The sequence below is a fragment of the Streptomyces sp. NBC_00435 genome (assembly GCF_036014235.1).
Taxonomy (GTDB): Bacteria; Actinomycetota; Actinomycetes; order Streptomycetales; family Streptomycetaceae; genus Streptomyces.
Window position 1 is genome coordinate 102,289 of the sequence record NZ_CP107924.1, and the last position, 18,768, is coordinate 121,056.

Sequence of the window (18,768 nt, forward strand, 5' to 3'; positions counted from 1 at the left end):
GATCTCAGGTGGTCGAAAGGAAGTCCTGCCAGAAACCGACGGTTGCCTGTGGACGCCAGTCCTCGGGCGTGTGGGCGTCGAAGTCGTCGAACTCGTGGTTCACGTAGTCGACCAGGTCAGTGCCATAGCAGATGATGTCGGTGCCCCAGATCGACAGGACCGGATGTCCATACGAGCCAGCGCCGGGGGGTAGGAAGCGGTGAGCGTACACAGGAACGAGCTTGGGCACCTGCGCCAACAATGCCTGGGCCTTCGCCAAGGCGTCGTCAGGATCTGCTGGACGCTGCCCCCAGGCCGAGTGCCAGTACCCGTGCTGGACTGCCAGAACAATGCCCTCGGCCGGCCAGTCCAGCTGCTGCTGGATCGCCTCTGGCTCGCCATGGCGCCAGTTCGGCCAAGGGTTTTCCCAGGTCGCACCCTCCTCGGGCGGCTCGCGGACCGGTAGACCCGCAGCTAGAAAGGCACGGTGGTCGTCGGCGAACTCAAAGCCGTACTCCCGCTCAATGCGCTGGAACTCGGCGTCGCTCAGACCCGGCTCGATCTCGCAGCAGTCGGCAGCTGCAAGGAGGCGGGCTGCCTCTATCCCCAGCTTCATCCCGTTCATCACGCTCGAACACTAGCGCCAGTTACGTCGAGTCCACACGGACTAAGGCCCGCTCAGACCGCCAGCGCGTAGTCCGGATAATTGTCGCGCATCGCCTTGAACGCCACATCCGGACGGCGCAACAGGTCGGTGGCCACCTGTGCCGCGACCATCTCGTCCGCCGCAACCTTGCGGCCCTTAAGGGCAATGGCCGGGACATCGGCACCAGGCGTGCCCGCGTCGAGGGCCAGTGCCGCCGTGTCGTTCATGATGGCCACTTCCTCGAGCGCGACCTGGGCAAGCTGCCGGGTAAACTCATCGCCGGCTGCCTTAACACCACCTCCGTCACCACCGAATATGAGACAGGGCCGTTCCTTTTACAGGCCCAAGTCAAGTGAGACGGTTGTGTTGCTATGAGGCTTGTGGTGCGGGTTCCCTGCACTTGGCCGGACCGTTGATCCATGCCGTCTGCGGGATCTCGGGAGGGCGAGGGCGGCGGCCGAAGCGTTCGGGGGGCTGTGCGTATGCCTCGGCGAGGGTGACGGCCCGCTGGTCGCGGATCTCGTCAGCGGTGCCGAAGTGGACGCTGGCGGGGGTGTGAAAGCCGATGCCTGAATGCCTGTGCTCGTGGTTGTAGTAGGCGGTGAACGCGTCGAACCACCCGCGGGCGTGGGCCAGGGAGTCGAACCGGTCGGGGTAGTCGGCCACGTACTTGGTGGTCTTGAACTGGATCTCGTTGTACGGGTTGTCGTTGGAGACTTTGGGGCGTGAGTGGCTTCTGGTCACGCCGAGGTCGATCAGTAGCTGGGAGACCTTCTTCGAGGTCATCGAGGTGCCGCGATCCGCAGGCTACGCCCGGAAACATTAAGTTCAAACGATGCCGGGGGCCAACGGCGCTGGCATGGACCCTCATAAGCTCAGCGGCCCGGGGGTCTGTCCACACCCGGGAACGCCATCTTCACTAACAGGGCACGCACATCGGGACAACACCCGCGCACGAACCTACCATCACACGCACCGCACCATCAGGAAACACCGTCATAGGCAGAATCGGCACCCGCGTCATCCATCGAATAACCACCAGAACCATCAACATAATCCTGGACCGGCTCCTGATACACCGGCTCCTCCACCGACACCTCAGGCTCCACAGACACAGGCTGCTGATACTCCTGCACAGGCTGCTGAGCCTCCTGCACAGGCGCCTGATACTCGGGAACCGATTCAGACACAGGCAGCTGAAACTCGGAGACCGGTTCAGACACGGGCTGCTGATACTCAGGGACCGACACGGCGGACGACTCCCCCACCGGCGCCGGCTCCTGATACACAGGCTGCGCCCCAGCCCCCACCGACTCAAACGACTCCTGAAGCGGAGCCACCACAGACCCCTCAGCCACCGGCTGAACCGGATCCTGGGTCGAAGCGTACTGAGCAGCCCCCTGCTCCGCCGCTCCGCCGGCAGCCGCCGGAGCGAAATCAGCCTCGCGAGTCTCCCGGCCACCAATAGAGGCCTCGCTGAAGGCCGGCGGCGCCTCAGCACGCGCCGTCGCTTCCTGCCAGTCCACCGGAGCATCGTGCCCAGCGCCAGACTCCCCCGGCTTCGTCCCCTGCTCCAAGGACACCCCTACCGGGGAACCACCCTGAGCCGACACAGACTCAAACTCCCCCGCCGAATGCCCCACCCCAGCCCCCGGCTCCACTGGCAGACCCTGCCCAAGCCGCTCCGGCCACTGCGCCTCGGCCCCCACCGACACCGGCTCACCCGACGACGCCGACCCGACACCAGACTGAGCCCGCCCATCCAACTGACCATCAGCCGCACCAAAACCAGCATCACGAGACACCCGAGAATGATCCGAACCCGAACCCTGACCAAGCGATGCCTCGGGCACAGTCTCAGCTACAGGCCCAGACACCGAAGCGGACGCACCCCCCGCACCCGAAGCAGACGCTCCCTCCGGCCCGAGCACATCCCCCTGACCCAACTGCCGCTCCTGGCCGAACTGCTGCTGCTCCTGAACATCACCCGAACCAAACCCAGCCTCACGAGGCGACCGCGACGTACCCACCTGACGCCACGACCCATCAGGCTGCTGCTGCCGTATGTCCCCACGATCATCCGGATTAATGGCATAGCCGCCGCGCGTGTGAGTCCAGCCAGCGGTAATCGCGTCCCCCTCACTCTTGGACCAGACCTCCGAGCCCGACTCACCAGCCCCAGAACCCGAACTGGAGGGCCCCGATCCAGCAGACGCCGGGATCGGCCCAAACGCGCGCTCGTACGCTGAAACCGAATGCCAACCTTCCTGTCCCTCGAAGCTGACCATCCTCTCGTCCGCGCTGAGGGTGGCACGCGTCCCATCCGGCATCTCGAAGGTACGCCCCCGAGCAATAGGCGCCGATCCAGCAGAACTCGAATCCCCACCAGCAGACTGCGCCGCCGACCGCGACGAATACGCAGGTCCGGCGTCACGTGGATCCCCAAATCCGAAGCTACCGTCGGAAAGTCGCCCATAGGTCCGAACTTGGTTAGTAGACGGATTGTATAGAGTTTCAGAATCCCTCTCTTCCCATGCGTCGCCAGAGGGCCCCGCTTGCGGCATTACATGAGAGTGATACTGCGGCGCAGTGGACAGAGTCGGCGCCCCGCCAGCACCAGCCCTCACACGCTCGTACGCGGCATCCCCCTCGGGTCCAGTCGGCGTAACCACCCACCTTCCATTAGGCCTCATCACTGGTGAAGTTCTCATGAGCTCATCGGGATCACCGGGATTCGCTACCGAACCCCCGGGGCCAACAGAATGACCAAGGGAGAGACCATGCCCCACTTCATGCCGCAGCATATTATCTTTTTCTTCATCGGAGGGAGCCCCGGAACTCGCCCAGGAGTTTCTCCCATACCACCAATCCGGGTTAATACTGACGACCGCACGCCCATCCCGACCAATTGCCGAAGATCCGCCCCCCCTACTTTCATTCAACGCATCCAAAAACTTCCCGCGTGCAAATTGAAAAGTGATATCGCTCGACTCACCCTGCGACGCAGGATTGAACCACTGGCGCGACCCACCATCCCGAGCAGAAAGAACTTTATCCCATTCCCCTATCGCTGCATCGACCCTGGTTTTGACCTCCTGGTCAAAACCAGACGGACCGTAGCTCCACGTAATGAGCGGCCGCTCCCTGGTGCCGTGAGGTATGAACTTCCCCATTGGCACCGGGTTAACAGCGGCAGACGCTACTTCAGAAACCGCCAGCATCAAACCGGCTGAGACAGGAGCAGCCAGCACGCCCGCCCTCAACACCTGCTTCTTCCTCGGCGACAAACGCTCCTGCATTTTCCTATGACGCCCACTCACAAACATTCCCAATCTATAGTATGCACTAGCCAATACAAACCAGCCGACCTCGTCGAGAACACCACCAAGGGCACCCTGCAGGGCACCCTTGACGGAATGATGCTCCCCCTTCTTCAGGCAAGAAGGACGCGGACACTCGGCCGAATATTGCGCCACAAATCAACCCGCCCAACCGGAGCAGGCCATGAGCCCCAACAGATCGCGCCACAGCACACCCACCCACAAGGGAGACACCAGGCCAACCCTCTCCGGAAAAGCAGCCGCAGACAATCCGCCATCCGAATCATGTGTGCGATGAATGGAACCACACGAGTATGTGCGCAATGAAATGGAATCTACACAGAAATTCCCCGTCACAGGAATCCGCCGCAAGACCGATCCAGCCCTCACCCCATAGAAGGACACCCCTTACACATCCGCTTCCTTCGACACACCAGCCAGCCCCCCACCTCCAACCCGAGACGACAACCACCCCACCCACACACCCGCAACCACACCCGAAACGACGAGAAGCAAGAAGCGGACAACTGCCCGGCAGGACAACAGACACGGGACAACACCCCACCTGACCTCGTAAAACAAACCACCCTCATCCCCCAGAACGACCCACCGACCGAAAGATCCCAACCACACCTCCACCCAACCCTTTTGATCCGGCGTTGAACAAACTCGAATTGTTCACCGTTACCACGGCCCACCGGACACACCCACGCGGCCGCGGACCGACACGGCGAACAGTTCACCCCGGCACGAACGCCAGGAGGCGGACACTGCGCCGGCGCTGACCCGCCCCGTGCACCAGCCGTACCCGGTCTGTACCCCGTTCACAGGGATCCCCCCGAACTGCCCTCCACGCCCCGGACGATCCTGAGACCACGAGGACACTGATGATCCGTTAATCGGGTCGCTTCAGTCGCTGCAAAAGGAGGCCGTCGCCGGGCAAACACGAGCGCGTGAGTGATTGCCCCGCACTCACCAAGGCGCGGCGGCGACGGATCCAGGGACAGCTACCCGCTCCGGCCGACTGCGGGGAGAGCGCAGCCGGCTGACGAATCCGCACACGAAGAGTCCACGGTGACCGCCACCCGAACCACACCGGCGCGGCGGTCAGACCTCCACCCTTGACGACTCACCGGCGCCCACCACCTCTTCCCCACCACCTGACGTCAACAGGCCGGCCCACCACCACCCTCAGTCAGACCGCAGTGAGCACCCGACCGGGCGTGGATCGCCAACCAGACGTAGCGCCGCGACCAGGCGCCACTCATCGCACTCGCCCACCTCAGCACCCACGCGCCAGCGGTGGTGGCGCATGATGATGTTGGTCAGGAACGGGTGGGCAGGGGAGAGGCGATGCGGAACACCGCGGACGAGGAACGAGCGGGGATCCGCCTTCAGCCGGTCGAGGAGCTGCTCCCGGCCGGAGTCGCGGTCTCCGAGGCAGCGTGGGAGGCGGCCTTGACCGCGCTCAGCAAGGCCGGCCGCTCGTGCCTGCCCCATCTCCCTGCCCACCGACAGGCGGTCGCGGGTGGTGACGTGGCCGAAGGGCAGCATCTTCGGGCCGCTCCTGGACGCCTGCCGCGTGTTCGCCGAGAACGGCGGCCAGGAGAGGGCCGAGCGCGTCGCCCAGGAAGCGCGGACCCTGAAGCTGCTCACCACTGTTCCCCGCCTACGTCACTACCGCGAGGCCGCTCCCCCGCCGGGGAGTAGCGCCGCGGAGGTGTTCGCCCACGAGCGGATCGGTGTGATCGGGAACGGGTTCCTCGCGGTGACCCTGGCCGAACTCACCGCCGCCGAGCAGCAGCGCAGGCGACGTGGCATCTTCTCCTCGACCGTGTCCGCCGCCGCCGGCCCTGACGCGTTCGTGGTGGTCTGGGACCACTTCACCGCACCCGGCTTCGTCCTCAGCGGCGCACACCACGCCTACACCGACCCCGAACACTGCACCACCCGCCATCACCGGCAACTCCACACCGCCGCCGGAGCCCTCAACCCCAGCCCCAGCCCTCGCGACACGGAATGGCAGTAGGTGTCTTCTCAGATCCATGAGTCGTAGACGTGTCGGCCGTCGCCCTGCCACTCGATCAGTGTCGAATCCCCCAGGACCAGGTCGTCAGGGTCCGGCACCTCGGTCCGCCGCAGGAACTCGATCACGTCCGCGTACGCCACACCGAGAACGGTCTCGATACCGCTCACCCGGATCGCGACCCTCCTGCCGCCCGACGCTGCTATCCGGTGCACGACGATCGGCGCATGCTCCATCCCACCAGCCTGCGACGGGACAGGTCCGGACGCACCCGGACAGCACGAATCCCCGATCCGCCAGGGATCAAGGCTCAGAGAGACCCCCCAGAGCAGCACAGGGCGCGAACGCGGTCGCGCTGCGCCGCGCCGCCCGCGCCCTCCCCTCCACGAAACGGACAGCCGCATGACCGAGCCGGCGCCACCGCTGCGGCCCGCAGTCGTGGCAGTCACCTGGGCGCCCTCGCAGACCGGACCGTCAGCGCGGTGTGGGGCGGACTGCCCGCGTTAGCGGAGTACCCAGCCGTGAGGACGGAGAGCTACCGTTTCACCAGGAGCCCCCGCCGAACTCCCCCGTCGGCGGGGACCCCAACGTACCCCTGGACCTTGCCCCCGCCCCCTCGCACAGGGGCGGGGCCATCACGAGTGCGGGCGGCCGGGCTCACCCAGCCATGAACCCGGCCGCCCGCCCACTTGAGTCGCTTCAGTCGCTGCGAAAAGCGCGCGAGTCTCAGCCCAGGGCGACCACCCGAATGAACCGCAGCCCCGTCAAGGGCAGTATTCATATGCCGATTTCGCCTGTGGCCAGGGTCCCGTTGGGGGTGCAGGTCAGGCGGGAGTAGTCGCACAGCGCCTCGACCAGGAAAAGCCCGCGGCCGTCTTCCGCACTCGTGTCCTGGGGGTCGGGCTGCGGGCGGGACGGCCCGTGGCCCGCATCCTGGACCGTGATCGTCACGGTGCCCTCCCCATGGGCCAGATACAGGAACACCGGCGGCTCGCCGTGCTTGACCGCGTTCGCCACCAGCTCGGAAACGAGCAGGCGTGCCGTGTCCACCTTGCCGGCATCCAACCCCCACCTCAACAGATAGGGCTGGATGGCACGACGTGCCATCGCCGCGGCCTCCAAGGAGAAGTCCAGATACCAAGTGATCCGCTCACTCGCCCCCTCGCAACGCCCTGCCTCCGGCCGCGTGCCAGCCCCGGGGACAGGCGCGCGCAGGTGGCGGAAGTCGCGGGACGCGACCGAAGGTTCGGCTGTGGCGGAGGCGGGAGCGGGAGCGATCATCGGGGTTCCATCCGTTCCAACACGTGCGGATGCGAGGCAACCTTTGCGACTCCGGGACACGACACCGGGGACCATACCCGCCGAAAAGCAAGGGCGGGGAGGACGGTCTCACGGTCCGAGCTGTGAGGTTCCTACACCTTTCTGACGTACCTGTCCCAGAATCCTCACGGTCACCCAGGCAAAGAGATTCCCATGCTCCAGTCACGGCCGTGACTGGAGGTGCGAGTGGCTCTACCCCCGATCACACTCGCAGCTCTACGCGCGTCCATCAGCCCATGGCTCGACCCAAGGTGGCAACAGCCCCGACAGGCCACCCCCTCCACGACCCATCAGGACCCCTTCGGTCGTTCAGGCGCTGCGGGGCTTGCAGCTCGTAGTCTTCGTCTCGGGCCGCTCCTTGGTAGGAGCCTTGACCGCGGTCTTCTTCACTGCCTCTTGATGGTCTTCTTCGCGGGGAGGTCGGTGACGGTGGCATCCTGGCCGCCGGTGCGGGCGGCCTTAGCGTCGCTGACGGACTCCTCCAGCATCGCCATGAGGTCGACGACCTCTGCGGAGGCCGGCTCTGCGGGTGCGGGGCGGGTGCCGGCGGCCTTGGCCTCGATCACCTTTTCCAGCGCCTCGCGGTACTCGTCACGCAGCTCGCTCATGTCCGTCCCGGTCAGGGTCTCCGCGAGTGCCACGGCCGCGTCGATCTCCGCGTCCGACACCGTCACGTCCGGGACGTCCACCTGCGAGGCAGCCCGAATCTCGTCCGGCCACCGCATCGCATGCAAAACGATCACCTTGTCGATGACGCGGAGCAGGCCGAGGCGCTCGCGGTCGCGCATCGAGAATTTGGCGACGGCGACCTTGCTGCTTCGGTTCAGGGCCTGACGCAGGAGCTCGTACGGTTTCGCGGCGACGCCCTCGGCGGCCAGGTAGTAGGCCGAGCCGATCTGGATCGGATCGATCGAGGCAGCGGGGACGAACGACACGATCTCGATCGCCTTCGCCGTGGGAAGCGGCAGCCCGTCCAGGTCCTGGTCAGTGACCGGGATGGTGCCGGCGGCCGTCTCGTACCCGCGGATGATGTCACTCGGATCGAGCTCCTGGCCGTCCAGCTCGCATATCTTCCGGTACCGGATCCGCCCACCATCAGCCGTGTGGAACTGCCGGAACGAGATCGACTTACTCTCCGTAGTCGGAAAGACCTTGATCGGGATCAAAACTAGGCCAAAACTGATCGCACCATCCCATACGGGACGCATAGACGGACCTCCCACACGCGGGCCCCCTCCACCTCAGCGTCGCCCTACACCCCACCACCCGCGCCCCGCGCTCGGAGGGCCGCCCCGGAGCGGACACCACGGGCCCCCGGTCACGCCCCACCGGGCTGCGCTTGCCATCGAGCCCTGAGTGCCATCGAAGTCCGAGCGATCGCGCATGCGGCGCCACTCGGACTCGCTCCAAGGACTAGAACGCTAAATCACGGACACCGTTGACCTGCGGAAATGCCACAGAGGGCTGATATGGGCGGCCCGTGCTCAAAAAGGCGACGGCTGAGGCGCCGCCGCCGGTCAGGGCGTCGGGGAGGCCTCCGTGAGTGACATCCAGTCCCGGACCGTCTCCTGGTGCGAACCGTTCACCGTGCTCGCGGACACTGCCTCGGCTTGCTCGATGGAGCTGGGCGCTCCTGCGCGGGTGAGCAGGACCAGCGGCCACCCGGGTCCCGTGCCGACTGGCTCGCCATCGAAGGGCGTCCACTCCCAGGGGCCGTCGAATCGCCATGCCCGGCCAGTGGCGTCGGCGACCTCGTCACCCAGGTCGAGGTGGGCGTACGGCCGCATCAACAGTTCAAAGCCGAAGGGAATCCCGTCGTCGGGATGAATGATGTATCCCGAGCCGTCGAGATGGCTCCCGTCCGGAAAGTCACGGTAGGACACGCCGCGGCGCAGCACCGCCACCGTCTGTCGCGGGCGGGGCAACCAGCCCGTCTCAAGGGGCGGGTCATGGTGATCGACGGCCGTCACGTGGACCACGGTCGGCGGCACTCCAACCCGACAGATGTCGCCTGCCTTCAGATGTTGGGGCGGCGGTTCGGTACGGAACAGTTCCGCCTGCACGTCAGACGCGACGCAATCGCCAGTGTCCACGCCCAGAGCAACGACGCCGTTCCAGTGGAAGAAGTCGCTGTCGCTGTCGATTTCCCACCAGGGCCAGCGCACGGACACATTGTCCCAGGTCACGCCCTGCTCGACTCTGGCCGGCGTGAAGGGACAGGCGATCGACAACACGTCGCCGACCCGGAAGTCACGCGCATCCGCATCCATCATCGGGCCAGGGTAGAGGGGGCCTCTTCGCGTTCCGACGGGGCCCACCCACCGAGCTGACCCGGGCGTGGGGCCAAGCACGATGAGCACCGGGGCCAAGTACAGCTCTCAGCCATGGATCAGTGGAACCAGACGACGAGGCGTACGTTCTCGGCCCCGTGGACTTCGCTGAGGATGCTCATGACGCTCCAGACCCGGCCCCAGTCGGTGTCGGTCCCTGCGGCTGAGGCGCGGGTTAGTGCGCCTGAGGCGTTGGTCTCCTGCCAGTCCGTGTTGTCCAGCTCGGCCCAGGTCAGCCAGGTGGTCCCGTGCACATCGTGGGGGCCGCCGTAGCCGGCGAACACACTGCGCAGCCCATCCGAGGCATCGTCCGGGAAGCCACGATCTTCTGCCAGGGGACGGAAGCCGTAGGAGTTTCGGATTCCGAAGAGGCAGGCCAGGCCGTCGTAGGCGTTGCCCCTGTTGAGGAGGAAGAGATCGATGCCGACCTCCCACACGGAGTCCTCGTCGTCGGGTCCCCATAGACGGGCCCCCATAGACGGGCCCCCATAGACGGGCCCCCATAGACGGGCCCCCGGCCAGCATTCGATCATTCCGCTGATGTCGGTAGACATGGAGAGATCCTGCCTGAGCAGGCCAGGAGCCGGCATTCCCTTTTCTCGCGCGTGCGCACGCGGCCCGGTCGAGACCCTGGCTTAGACGGTCGGGTCGACGTTCACGTCCGAGGTGATGAGCCCCTCTGTACGGTGGCTCCGCCCGTCCGTGCGGTGTCCAGGCGGAGAGGGTGAGGCTCGTATTCGCCCCGCCGAGTCGGGTTGGGGTCATTGTTCGGATCATCCCTGTTCCGACTCTGCGGGCTTTCTTAGGGGAACCTGAATAGTGCTTCCGGGGTGCTCTTTTCGCTGGTCACGAGCCTAGGCTCGTGCGGGAGCCCCCACTCCTTCCCCAGCGAGGTGTTACCGGCATGAGCCGCAACCAAACTCTCGGAAACCTGTCCCGCGTCGAGGCGCGCCGGAAGAAGGTCGAGGCGCGCCGGAAGAAGGCAGTGCGCATGCGCATCGTCCTGTCCGTCACCGTGGCTGCCGCGGCCGTGGCGGTCGGGGTCGCGGTGGCCGACTCCGGCGGTGACCACCGTACGGACGAGCAGGCCGCCGGCGCGGCCTCCGCCGCGGGATCGGCGACGCCGACGGCGGACCCCTCCGACGCGTCCCCGGCGGGCACCCTCGAAGCGTCGGCCGCGGCGAACGCGAGCCCGTCCGAGACGCCCGGCACGGACGCCACGGAATCGACCCCTCCGGCCGTTGCCCCGAAGCCGGCGAGTAGCGCTCCGGCCAAGTCTGAGCGCGACCAGTCCACCAAGAAGGACATCGATTGCGGCGGCAGCGACGGTTCGGGCGGCTCCAGCCGCTCGGACCGCTCGGGCCGCTCGGGCCACTCGGACCGCTCTGGCCGCTCGGGCGGCTCGGACGGCTCGGACGGCTCGGACGGATCGGACGGATCCTGCGGCTCGGACGGATCCGGCGGTTCAGACAGTTCAGGCGGTTCAGGCGGTTCGGACAGTTCAGGCGGTTCAGGCGGTTCAGGCGGTTCAGGCACCGTGAACAATGACGCCGAGTCCGCGGTCCTCTCCCTGGTCAACAAGGAGCGGGGGGCGGCCGGGTGCGGCCCTGTGGCGATCAACGCGAAGCTGAGCGCAGCCGCGCGGGCGTACAGCGACACGATGGCCAGCAGCGGCGTTATGTCTCACACCGGACCCGACGGATCCAGTATGTCCGACCGGGTGGATGCGACCGGGTACAAGTGGTCCGACCTCGGCGAGAACATTGCCCAAGGGCAGGAGAATGCCGATGAGGTCATGAAGGACTGGATGAACAGCTCCGGGCACAGGGAAAACATCCTCAACTGCACCTTCCAGGACATCGGAATAGGCGTCCACATGGGCGACGGCGGCCCGTGGTGGACGCAGGACTTCGGCACCGGGGACTAGTACTGCAACGGTGTTTGCTGTGATGGTTTGTTGGCTTCTGGCGGTGTGTGACCGCGTCGTTTGTAGTGGCTGACACGTGCCTGGAACTGCCGTCGCCGTCGCCAGTGTGACCAGTGCAGGACGTGGTCGATGCTCGCGCGGGGCCGGGTAAGCCGACTGATCAGACGTCGGAGTTCGGGCAGGGTGAGGGGTATGAGCTGGGAGGATCCGTTTCTGCTTTCCCGGTATCCAGTGCTCGGCCGCGCAGGACGGTGAGGCAGACGTGGGCGGCCATGGCCAAGGTCATGTGGCGGTGCCAGCCGTCGTAGCGGCGGACCTGGTAGTCGTCCAGGCCGCACTCCTGTTTCGCGGTCTGGAAGCATTCCTCGACCGCCCACCGGCTTCCCGCGACGCGGATCAGCTCGTCCAGAGTGGTCTCGGCCGGGCAGTAGGCGATGTAGTAGGAGATCTCCTCGGGCCGACGAATGCTGCGGCGGGCGATCACCCAGTGCCGGCGGTCCTCGCGGTGCCAGGGCCGGACCTCCACCCTGGCCCAGTCGTAGACCCTCGGGCCGTGGGCCCCATTGCCGCAGGAACGACGCTTCCACTTCTGACGGGGCAGACCGGGAAACAGGTCGTGAACAGGATGGTCCATGGCCCAGCGGGAGACGACGGCGTCGTGGCGGGTGGTGGCCATGACGTGGAAGACATCCGCCCGCTCCAACTCCGTGCGCCAGCCTTTGGAGAAGCCGTAGGCCGCGTCCGCGGTCACCCACCGGAAAGGAATCTTCTCGGCGATCGCCCGGCGGACCATGGCCTTGGCCATCACCACCTTCGTCTCGAAGCCGACCGAGTCATCGATGCCGGCGGCCCGGCACCGGTCGCGGTCATCCGTCCATGACGTGGGCAGATACAGGCGGCGGTCGATCAGGGTGCGGCCACGGCTGCCGGCATAGGCGAGGAACACCCCGATCTGGGAGTTCTCCGTCCGGCCGGCGGTCCCGGAGTACTGGCGCTGGACCCCGGCCGAGCGGACGCCCTTCTTCAGGAACCCGGTGTCGTCGACGATCAGCACCGCATCCGGATCGCCGAGATGCTCGACGACGTAGTCACGGACGTCGTCCAGGACCTCGTCCGCGTTCCAGTCGATCCGGTTCAGCAGCCGGTGGATCCGGTCCGGACCGGCATGCCCGGCCTCCTCGGCAAGCGTCCACCCGTTCTTCCGCTCCAGCGGAGCTATCAGCCCCCGCATATAGGCAAGAGCCGACTCACGCGGCTCCGACCTCGAGAAACGGTGCACGAACCGCTCATGCAAAGCCTTCAGTTCACCAGCCCACAACCGGGCATCCCCAAGTTCCCCACCCATGACCTGACCAACGACCGACCTGCCCAACCGTCACAGCAAACACCGTTGCAGTACTAGGGCCTGTCGTCAAGGTGGTCCTGCGTTGTGGATCATGGTGGGGTGATACGTCGCCATGAGCTGTCGGACGCTGAATGGGAACTTGTGCAGCCGTTGCTGCCTCGGCCCGTGTTGGGGCGGCCGCGGCTGGACGACCGGACGATTCTGAACGGGATCGTGTGGAAGTTCCGGACCGGGGTCGCCTGGCGGGACGTGCCCGACCGGTACGGGTCGTGGGCCAGCCTCCACACCCGTTTCCGCAGGTGGGCGGCTGACGGAACCTTCGAGCGGATGCTCCAGGCCGCGCAGCCGCAAGCGGACGCGGCAGGCGACATCGAGTGGCTCGTGTCGGTGGACTCCACCGTTGTCCGTGCCCACCAGCATGCGGCCGGGGCCCGAAAAGGGGGCTCCGCAGCCCGGCCCTCGGCCGGTCCCGCGGCGGACTGACCAGCAAGATCCACCTGGCCTGCGACGCGACGGGCCGCCCCCTGGCGTTTGTCCTGACCGGCGGGAACACCAACGACTGCACCCAGTTCACCGCCGTGATGGACGCGATACGGGTGCCCCGCATCGGGCCGGGTCGACCGCGCGTCAGGCCCGACCACATCCTCGGCGACAAGGGCTACAGCTCCAAGGCCATCCGTACCTGGCTGCGGCGCCACGGCGTCACGCACACGATCCCGGAACGGCCTGACCAGGTCCGCAACCGGACCCGGCGCGGCAGCCGCGGAGGCCGGCCGCCAGCCTTCGACAAGCAGGTCTACAAGCGCCGCAACGTGGTGGAACGGTGCTTCAACCAACTCAACCGGCTCAACCGGCTCAAGCAGTGGCGCGGCATCGCGACCAGGTACGACAAGACCGCCCAGTCCTACCAAGCAGCCGTCACCCTCGCGTCGCTCCTGATGTGGGCGTGACACTTTGACGACAACCCCTAGCGGAGCACCTGGCCCGCCGACCGGCCGACCCGCCCCGCCGAGCCGCCGGCCCGTCCCACCGACCTGCCGAACGGCTCTGGCACGCCCTCCGACCTCTACGTGGGGACGGGGGACGTCGGCGTTCGGCGTTCGGCGTTCGGCGTTCGGCGTTCGGCGTTCGGCGTTCGGCGTTCGGCGTTCGGCGTTCGGCGTTCGGCGTTCGGCGTTCGGCGTTCGGCGTTCGGCGTTCGGCGTTCCACAGGCTGTCCGTCCCTACTCCGGCCGGCGCGCCACCGGGCGGTCGCGGGCTTGAGGCGGAGTCGGATGACGGACCGCCCCCCGCATCGGCCACTATGGGGGCGTGTCCCGGACTCCGCGCTACCTGCTCATATGGCTGTCGTGCACGGTCACCAGCGTGACTGCGGTGCTCGGCACGGTCCAGTTCGTGGTCGGGTCGACCGGGCATACGCCCCCGGTCGCACGCTCCGCCCCCGTGGTCATCGACACGCCACCCGCCTGGCAGGCGGGCAGCCAGGCGCCGGATCAGGTCTACCCGACCGCGCCCGCCTCCGCGAGCCCTTCCCCCACGATGACGCAGCCGCCCTCCTCCTCCTCCTCCTCCTCCTCCTCCTCCTCCTCCTCCTCCTCCTCCTCCTCCTCCTCCTCCCCAGGCCAAGGCCTCGCCGAGGACCCCCGGGATCAGCGGGCCGAAGACCGGTGTCGACTGCGCGCAGGGCGGGGCGGGCCTGTACACCGTCCGCTCGCAGGGCGGCAAGGTCACGGTCCGGTACGGGAGCCGGGGCGTGTGCCTGATCTCGGCGGTCCCCAGCCCCGGATTCAAGACGACCACCTCGCAGACTGCCGACGACACCCTCACGGTCACATTCACCAGTGGCGACCACCGATCTGTGATCACGGCGACGATCGTCCCGGAGGCCAAGGACAGCGTCCATGAGACCTCGTTCTGAAGCCCGGTCACGGCAACCGGTCCGCGCCCCGCAGCCACTCTCAACCCTTTTGTAGTGGTTCATTGGCTTGTATCCACTCATGTACCGAGTTCCGCCGAAGCGGAAGATGAGCTGTTCCTTAGGGCAGTCTGAAGATGACGCCGACGCGTTTCCGCAGGCCCTGAGTGGTCCTATGCTCGCGTCAGCCGAGCGGCCTTCGGTACCGGGGCACGAAGCCTGTGACCGTCGGGCCCACGGTTTCACTGAGCCGGGATGACCTCAGCCCGTCCCGCAGTCCGAACCTTGCCTTGGGGTGTCCGTCATGAGTTCTCGCATGCTCCGATCCGTCCGCGCCGAACGCCCCAGGACACCTCCCCGCTCCGCAGCGCTCCTCCGCAAGCGCCTGCCGCTGGTCGCCGCGGCCCTGGTGGCAGCTGGGCTGACCGCCGCGTGCGGGCCCTCCTCCGATCCCGTCTGGTCTTCCGCGCCGGCCGGCGCCCAGCATTCCTCGACGGCGCTCCCCACCGGGACGACATCGGCGAGCGTGGCCCCCAAGGCGTCCCCGGCCGCGGCGGCCTCAATGTCCGCGTCCGCCGTCGCCGGCCACTCCCGTACCAGCATCGGGTCCGGGTACAGGTCCGGGTCCGGGTCCGGGTCCGGCGGCTCGGCCAAGACGCCCGCCAAGGCGCCGCGGACCTCCGCCGCGCCCGCGCCGGCCCACGTGCCCGGCCCCGGCTACGACAGTTCGGCCGACGCGCAGAAGCTGATCGACGCCGCCCTGCGCGCGGCCAAGTCCGACGGGCGGATGGTGCTGCTCGACTTCGGCGCGAACTGGTGCGGCAGCTGCAAGGCCGCCGACAAGGTGTTCGCCCAACCGCGGACCTCGGCGGTCCTCGGGGCCTCGTACCACCTCGTGAAGGTCGACATCGGTGGCGACAGCTCCGCCAATGACGCGCTCCTGGGCAAGTACAGCCCTTCGGGCGGGACGTACACGATGCCCGTGCTGGTGGTCGTCTCGCCCTCCGGCACACCGCGTACGGACACCCACGTCACGGGCAACCCGCCCCTGACGCCGGAGGGCATCAACTCCTTCCTGCGCAAGTGGGCTCCGTGATAAGAGGGGTCCGGGCGGCCGCCGTCTCGGCCGGGGCCGGCCTCGCGGTGGCGGCGGGCCTGTTCCTGACCGGCGTCTGGACCGATGGCGCCGGGGCGTCGGACGGGAAGCCGGCCGGGGTCGCGGCCCCGGCCTCGGCCTCCGTCGTGGACCTGGGTGACCGGGTGGAGACGCCCGCCCTGTCCGGGGAGGACCTGGACGGGAATCCGGTGTCCCTCACCGGGTTCCGCGGCCAGGTGGTCGTCCTCAACGTCTGGGGTTCCTGGTGCGCCCCCTGCCGTGCGGAGGCCGACGACCTGGAGCGGCTCAGCCGGCAGACCCGGGGCCAGGGAGTCCGGTTCCTCGGGATCAACACCCGGGACCGGGACCGGGCCGCGGCACAGTCCTTCGTACGCGCGCACGACCTGACCTTTCCCAGCCTCCACGACCCCACCGGCGAGCTCCTGCTCCGCTTCCCTCCCTCGGTACTCAATCCGCGGGCCCTGCCCTCGACCCTCGTGATCGACCGCCAGGGGCGAATCGCCATCGCCATCGGCGGCGCCGTCACCGCCGGGCAACTGCGGCCCCTGCTCACCCGCGTGGTGGAGGAGGAAGGGTGACGGCCCTCGTGCACTGGCCGCTCACCGCAGCCGCGGATCCCTCCTCCCTCGTCAACGGAACGGTCCTTGTCGCGGCCCCGGTGGCCTTCGTCGCGGGGCTCCTCTCCTTCCTCTCACCGTGCGTGCTGCCGCTCGTACCGGGCTACCTCAGCTACGTGACCAGCCTGTCGGTCGCCGACCTGGCGGACGCCCGCGGCGGACGCCGCAGCCGCATGGCGGCCGGCGCGCTCCTGTTCGTCCTGGGGTTCACGGCGGTCCTCGTGTCCGGGGGCGCCCTGTTCGGGTACTTCGGCCGCACACTGCTCGCCCATCAGGAGGCGATCACCCAGGTGCTCGGCGCCCTCACCGTGCTCATGGGGCTGTCCTTCATGGGCTTCCTGCCGGGCTTCACCCAGCGGGAGTTCCGCAGCCACCGCCGTCCCGCCCTGGGCCTCGCCGGAGCGCCCGTGCTGGGGGCGGCCTTCGCGGTCGGCTGGACCCCGTGCATCGGGCCGACGCTGGCCGCCGTACAGGCACTGGCGTGGACCGGGGCGAGCGCGGGCCGTGGAGCCCTGCTGATGGCCGTCTACTGCCTCGGGCTGGGGCTTCCGTTCGTTCTGGCCGCGCTGGCCTTCCGCCGCGCTCTGGGCGCGTTCGGCCTGGTCAAACGCCACTACCCGTGGGTGCTGCGGATCGGCGGGGGCATGCTCGTGCTGGTCGGCGTACTGCTGGTCACCGGCGCGTGGAACGACCTCGTCTACCGCATGCAGGTGTGGAGCGCGAACTTCACCACGGCCCTGTAGGGCCTGGGCTCCGTCCGCCCGGGGGCCCGCCAACCGATCCGGCACGCACAGCACTCACGACGCGACTCACGACGCAGAGGCACACACATGAACGTTTCCATCCGGGCGAGGCGCTCCCGCAGGGCCCGCATCGCGGCCGCCCTCGTCCCCCTGGCCACGCTACTGGCCTGCGGCGGCGAACCCTCCGGGGCGTCCGGCGGTCCCGCGCCCACGACGCACTTCTCCGAGAACGGGGTCACCGTCACGCTCTCGGTGTCCCGGTGGCACGCCTCGCAGGGAACCATCACCACGGTCTTCACGCCCGAGGCCGAGGGATTCCACCTCTACAGCACCGATCTGCCGCCCACCGGCATCGAGGGTGTGGGCCGGCCGACCACGGTGACCGTCACCGGCGCCCTCGGCGCGGAGGGCAAACTGCGGGCCGGCGCGGCGGTACGGTCGATCGAGGTGCCCGGGGTCGACGCCCCCGTCCCCGTCTACCCGGACGGCCCGGTCACCACGACGCTGGCCGTCCGCGCCTCCGGCAGCGGGGAGGCGACCGTACTGCTCGGCTACGCGAGCTGCAGTACGCGGGACGGCTGCACCATCCCGGTGTCCGACCACCCCGTACGCCTGCGCGTCACGGACGACGGCCCGACGTTCGTCGCGCCCTAGTGCTCGCCTCCTCAAGTTGCGGGTATATAGATCCTTTTGGATGGTTTCAGGGGGTGGGGCTGTGCCGGTATTGCTGAGTGCCCCGGCTGCTTCAGGGCCGGATGAGCAAAGGCACCGGCCGATCTGGTGGTGAGAGCACGGATCATCGCTCTGAGCTGGGACGGTCTACGGGTGGCAGCGATCGCGGCGGAGCTCGGCTGTCACGCGAAGACGGTGCGGTGGTGGCTCCACCGCTGGGAAGGTCGCAGCCGTCGGATCCTGCTGGCCGAGGGTGTGCGCTGGCGTTGTACCCGTTCGTGGGTGAGGTCGCAGGACCATGACTTCGAGGGAAAAGAACGCGGATCATCGGCCACTACACCGACCCGCCCGACGGTGCGACAGTCGTCTGTGCCGACGAGCTCGGGACGGTGATCCCGCGTACTTTCCCGCCGGCACCAGGCTGGTCGCCTAACGGCCGTCGCATCAAAGCAGAGCTCGACTACAGCCGCGGTCCGGAGAAAACCTGGGTCTACGGCGGCCTGCGCGTGAGGGACGGACGGCAGGTCACCATGACCGCCACCTCCCGTAACAGCGTGTTCCACCAGCAGTTTTTACAGAAACTCGAGGTCGCCAACCCCATCGGGGACATCTGTGTGATCACGGACAATCTGTCCTCCCACAACAGCCTCTCGACCCGGACCTGGCTGGAAGACCGCCCCAGGATCAAGCACGTATTCATACCCGTCGGCGCGTGCTGGCTCAACTACGACGCCGCTATGTCTACCGCCCTTAAGGAGCCCAGCACTGGATCGGCGACCGTCGCCTCCGGATCTTGCCGAGCCCGCTGAGG

General features: G+C 67.5%; 20 protein-coding genes and 1 pseudogene. 10 read left to right on the forward strand and 11 right to left on the reverse strand.

Annotated features, from left to right (window positions below; all coding sequences use genetic code 11):
• Positions 1–4 precede the first annotated feature (4 nt).
• From OG389_RS00455 to OG389_RS00475, 5 genes are all read right to left on the reverse strand, one after another.
• The gene (locus OG389_RS00455; protein WP_328303408.1) at positions 5–604 is read right to left on the reverse strand and encodes a hypothetical protein; all 600 of its coding nucleotides are present in this window, start codon (positions 602–604) and stop codon (positions 5–7) included.
• 53 nt (positions 605–657) lie between these two features.
• The gene (locus OG389_RS00460) at positions 658–852 is read right to left on the reverse strand and encodes a DUF6192 family protein (protein ID WP_328296422.1); all 195 of its coding nucleotides are present in this window, start codon (positions 850–852) and stop codon (positions 658–660) included.
• Between the two features lie 142 nt (positions 853–994).
• Positions 995–1,411: an integrase core domain-containing protein gene (locus OG389_RS00465; protein WP_443059181.1), complete on the reverse strand. Its 417-nt coding sequence runs from the start codon at positions 1,409–1,411 to the stop codon at positions 995–997.
• Between the two features lie 197 nt (positions 1,412–1,608).
• Positions 1,609–2,151, reverse strand: a complete 543-nt coding sequence (locus OG389_RS00470) for a hypothetical protein (RefSeq protein ID WP_328296423.1) — start codon at positions 2,149–2,151, stop codon at positions 1,609–1,611.
• A gap of 2,985 nt (positions 2,152–5,136) precedes the next feature.
• Complete coding sequence (locus tag OG389_RS00475; protein WP_328296424.1) at positions 5,137–5,499, reverse strand: hypothetical protein; 363 nt, start codon at positions 5,497–5,499, stop codon at positions 5,137–5,139.
• On the opposite strand from OG389_RS00475, the gene OG389_RS00480 reads away from it, so the two are divergent.
• On the forward strand, positions 5,477–5,974 hold the full coding sequence (locus OG389_RS00480; protein WP_328296425.1) for a hypothetical protein: 498 nt from the start codon (positions 5,477–5,479) through the stop codon (positions 5,972–5,974). The genes OG389_RS00475 and OG389_RS00480 overlap by 23 nt on opposite strands.
• 8 nt (positions 5,975–5,982) lie before the next feature.
• Here OG389_RS00480 and OG389_RS00485 read toward each other — a convergent pair whose 3' ends face one another.
• From OG389_RS00485 to OG389_RS00505, 5 genes are all read right to left on the reverse strand, one after another.
• On the reverse strand, positions 5,983–6,207 hold the full coding sequence (locus OG389_RS00485; RefSeq protein ID WP_328296426.1) for a hypothetical protein: 225 nt from the start codon (positions 6,205–6,207) through the stop codon (positions 5,983–5,985).
• 541 nt (positions 6,208–6,748) lie between these two features.
• The gene (locus tag OG389_RS00490) at positions 6,749–7,327 is read right to left on the reverse strand and encodes an ATP-binding protein (RefSeq protein ID WP_328296427.1); all 579 of its coding nucleotides are present in this window, start codon (positions 7,325–7,327) and stop codon (positions 6,749–6,751) included.
• 350 nt (positions 7,328–7,677) lie between these two features.
• On the reverse strand, positions 7,678–8,499 hold the full coding sequence (gene ku, locus OG389_RS00495; protein ID WP_328296428.1) for a non-homologous end joining protein Ku: 822 nt from the start codon (positions 8,497–8,499) through the stop codon (positions 7,678–7,680).
• Positions 8,500–8,808: 309 nt separating this feature from the next.
• Positions 8,809–9,564, reverse strand: a complete 756-nt coding sequence (locus tag OG389_RS00500; protein WP_328296429.1) for a hypothetical protein — start codon at positions 9,562–9,564, stop codon at positions 8,809–8,811.
• A 116-nt stretch (positions 9,565–9,680) separates the two neighbouring features.
• Positions 9,681–10,097, reverse strand: a complete 417-nt coding sequence (locus OG389_RS00505; protein WP_328296430.1) for a hypothetical protein — start codon at positions 10,095–10,097, stop codon at positions 9,681–9,683.
• 428 nt (positions 10,098–10,525) lie between these two features.
• Here OG389_RS00505 and OG389_RS00510 point away from each other — a divergent pair, with 428 nt between their 5' ends.
• Positions 10,526–11,548, forward strand: coding sequence for a CAP domain-containing protein (locus tag OG389_RS00510; RefSeq protein ID WP_328296431.1), 1,023 nt, complete (start codon positions 10,526–10,528; stop codon positions 11,546–11,548).
• A gap of 160 nt (positions 11,549–11,708) precedes the next feature.
• On the opposite strand, the gene OG389_RS00515 is transcribed toward OG389_RS00510, so the two are convergent.
• Entirely contained in the window at positions 11,709–12,893 is a 1,185-nt protein-coding gene (locus OG389_RS00515) for an IS701 family transposase (protein WP_328296432.1), read from the reverse strand.
• A gap of 102 nt (positions 12,894–12,995) precedes the next feature.
• Between OG389_RS00515 and OG389_RS00520 the strand changes: the two are divergent.
• From OG389_RS00520 to OG389_RS00555, 8 genes and pseudogenes are all read left to right on the forward strand, one after another.
• Positions 12,996–13,843: pseudogene (locus tag OG389_RS00520) on the forward strand (IS5 family transposase).
• 803 nt (positions 13,844–14,646) lie between these two features.
• Positions 14,647–14,811, forward strand: a complete 165-nt coding sequence (locus OG389_RS00525; RefSeq protein WP_328296433.1) for a hypothetical protein — start codon at positions 14,647–14,649, stop codon at positions 14,809–14,811.
• A gap of 313 nt (positions 14,812–15,124) precedes the next feature.
• Complete coding sequence (locus OG389_RS00530; protein ID WP_328296434.1) at positions 15,125–15,904, forward strand: thioredoxin family protein; 780 nt, start codon at positions 15,125–15,127, stop codon at positions 15,902–15,904.
• Positions 15,892–16,503: a TlpA disulfide reductase family protein gene (locus OG389_RS00535; RefSeq protein ID WP_328296435.1), complete on the forward strand. Its 612-nt coding sequence runs from the start codon at positions 15,892–15,894 to the stop codon at positions 16,501–16,503. The genes OG389_RS00530 and OG389_RS00535 overlap by 13 nt, the downstream gene beginning before the upstream one ends.
• The gene (locus OG389_RS00540) at positions 16,500–17,285 is read left to right on the forward strand and encodes a cytochrome c biogenesis CcdA family protein (RefSeq protein ID WP_328296436.1); all 786 of its coding nucleotides are present in this window, start codon (positions 16,500–16,502) and stop codon (positions 17,283–17,285) included. The genes OG389_RS00535 and OG389_RS00540 overlap by 4 nt, the downstream gene beginning before the upstream one ends.
• A gap of 87 nt (positions 17,286–17,372) precedes the next feature.
• Positions 17,373–17,939, forward strand: a complete 567-nt coding sequence (locus OG389_RS00545; protein ID WP_328296437.1) for a hypothetical protein — start codon at positions 17,373–17,375, stop codon at positions 17,937–17,939.
• 129 nt (positions 17,940–18,068) lie between these two features.
• Positions 18,069–18,350: a helix-turn-helix domain-containing protein gene (locus OG389_RS00550; protein WP_328296438.1), complete on the forward strand. Its 282-nt coding sequence runs from the start codon at positions 18,069–18,071 to the stop codon at positions 18,348–18,350.
• Complete coding sequence (locus tag OG389_RS00555) at positions 18,347–18,766, forward strand: transposase (protein ID WP_328296439.1); 420 nt, start codon at positions 18,347–18,349, stop codon at positions 18,764–18,766. Before OG389_RS00550 ends, OG389_RS00555 begins: the two co-directional genes overlap by 4 nt.
• The last annotated feature ends 2 nt before the right edge of the window (positions 18,767–18,768 follow it).

Coding starts and splice junctions, on each gene's coding strand:
- OG389_RS00455 (WP_328303408.1), bottom strand. CDS start 604: ATGAACGGGATGAAGCTGGGGATAGAGGCAGCCCGCCTCCTTGCAGCT.
- OG389_RS00460 (WP_328296422.1), bottom strand. CDS start 852: ATGAACGACACGGCGGCACTGGCCCTCGACGCGGGCACGCCTGGTGCC.
- OG389_RS00465 (WP_443059181.1), bottom strand. CDS start 1,411: ATGACCTCGAAGAAGGTCTCCCAGCTACTGATCGACCTCGGCGTGACC.
- OG389_RS00475 (WP_328296424.1), bottom strand. CDS start 5,499: ATGCTGCCCTTCGGCCACGTCACCACCCGCGACCGCCTGTCGGTGGGC.
- OG389_RS00485 (WP_328296426.1), bottom strand. CDS start 6,207: ATGGAGCATGCGCCGATCGTCGTGCACCGGATAGCAGCGTCGGGCGGC.
- OG389_RS00490 (WP_328296427.1), bottom strand. CDS start 7,327: ATGGTCCCCGGTGTCGTGTCCCGGAGTCGCAAAGGTTGCCTCGCATCC.
- ku (WP_328296428.1), bottom strand. CDS start 8,499: ATGCGTCCCGTATGGGATGGTGCGATCAGTTTTGGCCTAGTTTTGATC.
- OG389_RS00500 (WP_328296429.1), bottom strand. CDS start 9,564: ATGATGGATGCGGATGCGCGTGACTTCCGGGTCGGCGACGTGTTGTCG.
- OG389_RS00505 (WP_328296430.1), bottom strand. CDS start 10,097: ATGGGGGCCCGTCTATGGGGACCCGACGACGAGGACTCCGTGTGGGAG.
- OG389_RS00510 (WP_328296431.1), top strand. CDS start 10,526: ATGAGCCGCAACCAAACTCTCGGAAACCTGTCCCGCGTCGAGGCGCGC.
- OG389_RS00515 (WP_328296432.1), bottom strand. CDS start 12,893: ATGGGTGGGGAACTTGGGGATGCCCGGTTGTGGGCTGGTGAACTGAAG.
- OG389_RS00530 (WP_328296434.1), top strand. CDS start 15,125: ATGCTCCGATCCGTCCGCGCCGAACGCCCCAGGACACCTCCCCGCTCC.
- OG389_RS00545 (WP_328296437.1), top strand. CDS start 17,373: ATGAACGTTTCCATCCGGGCGAGGCGCTCCCGCAGGGCCCGCATCGCG.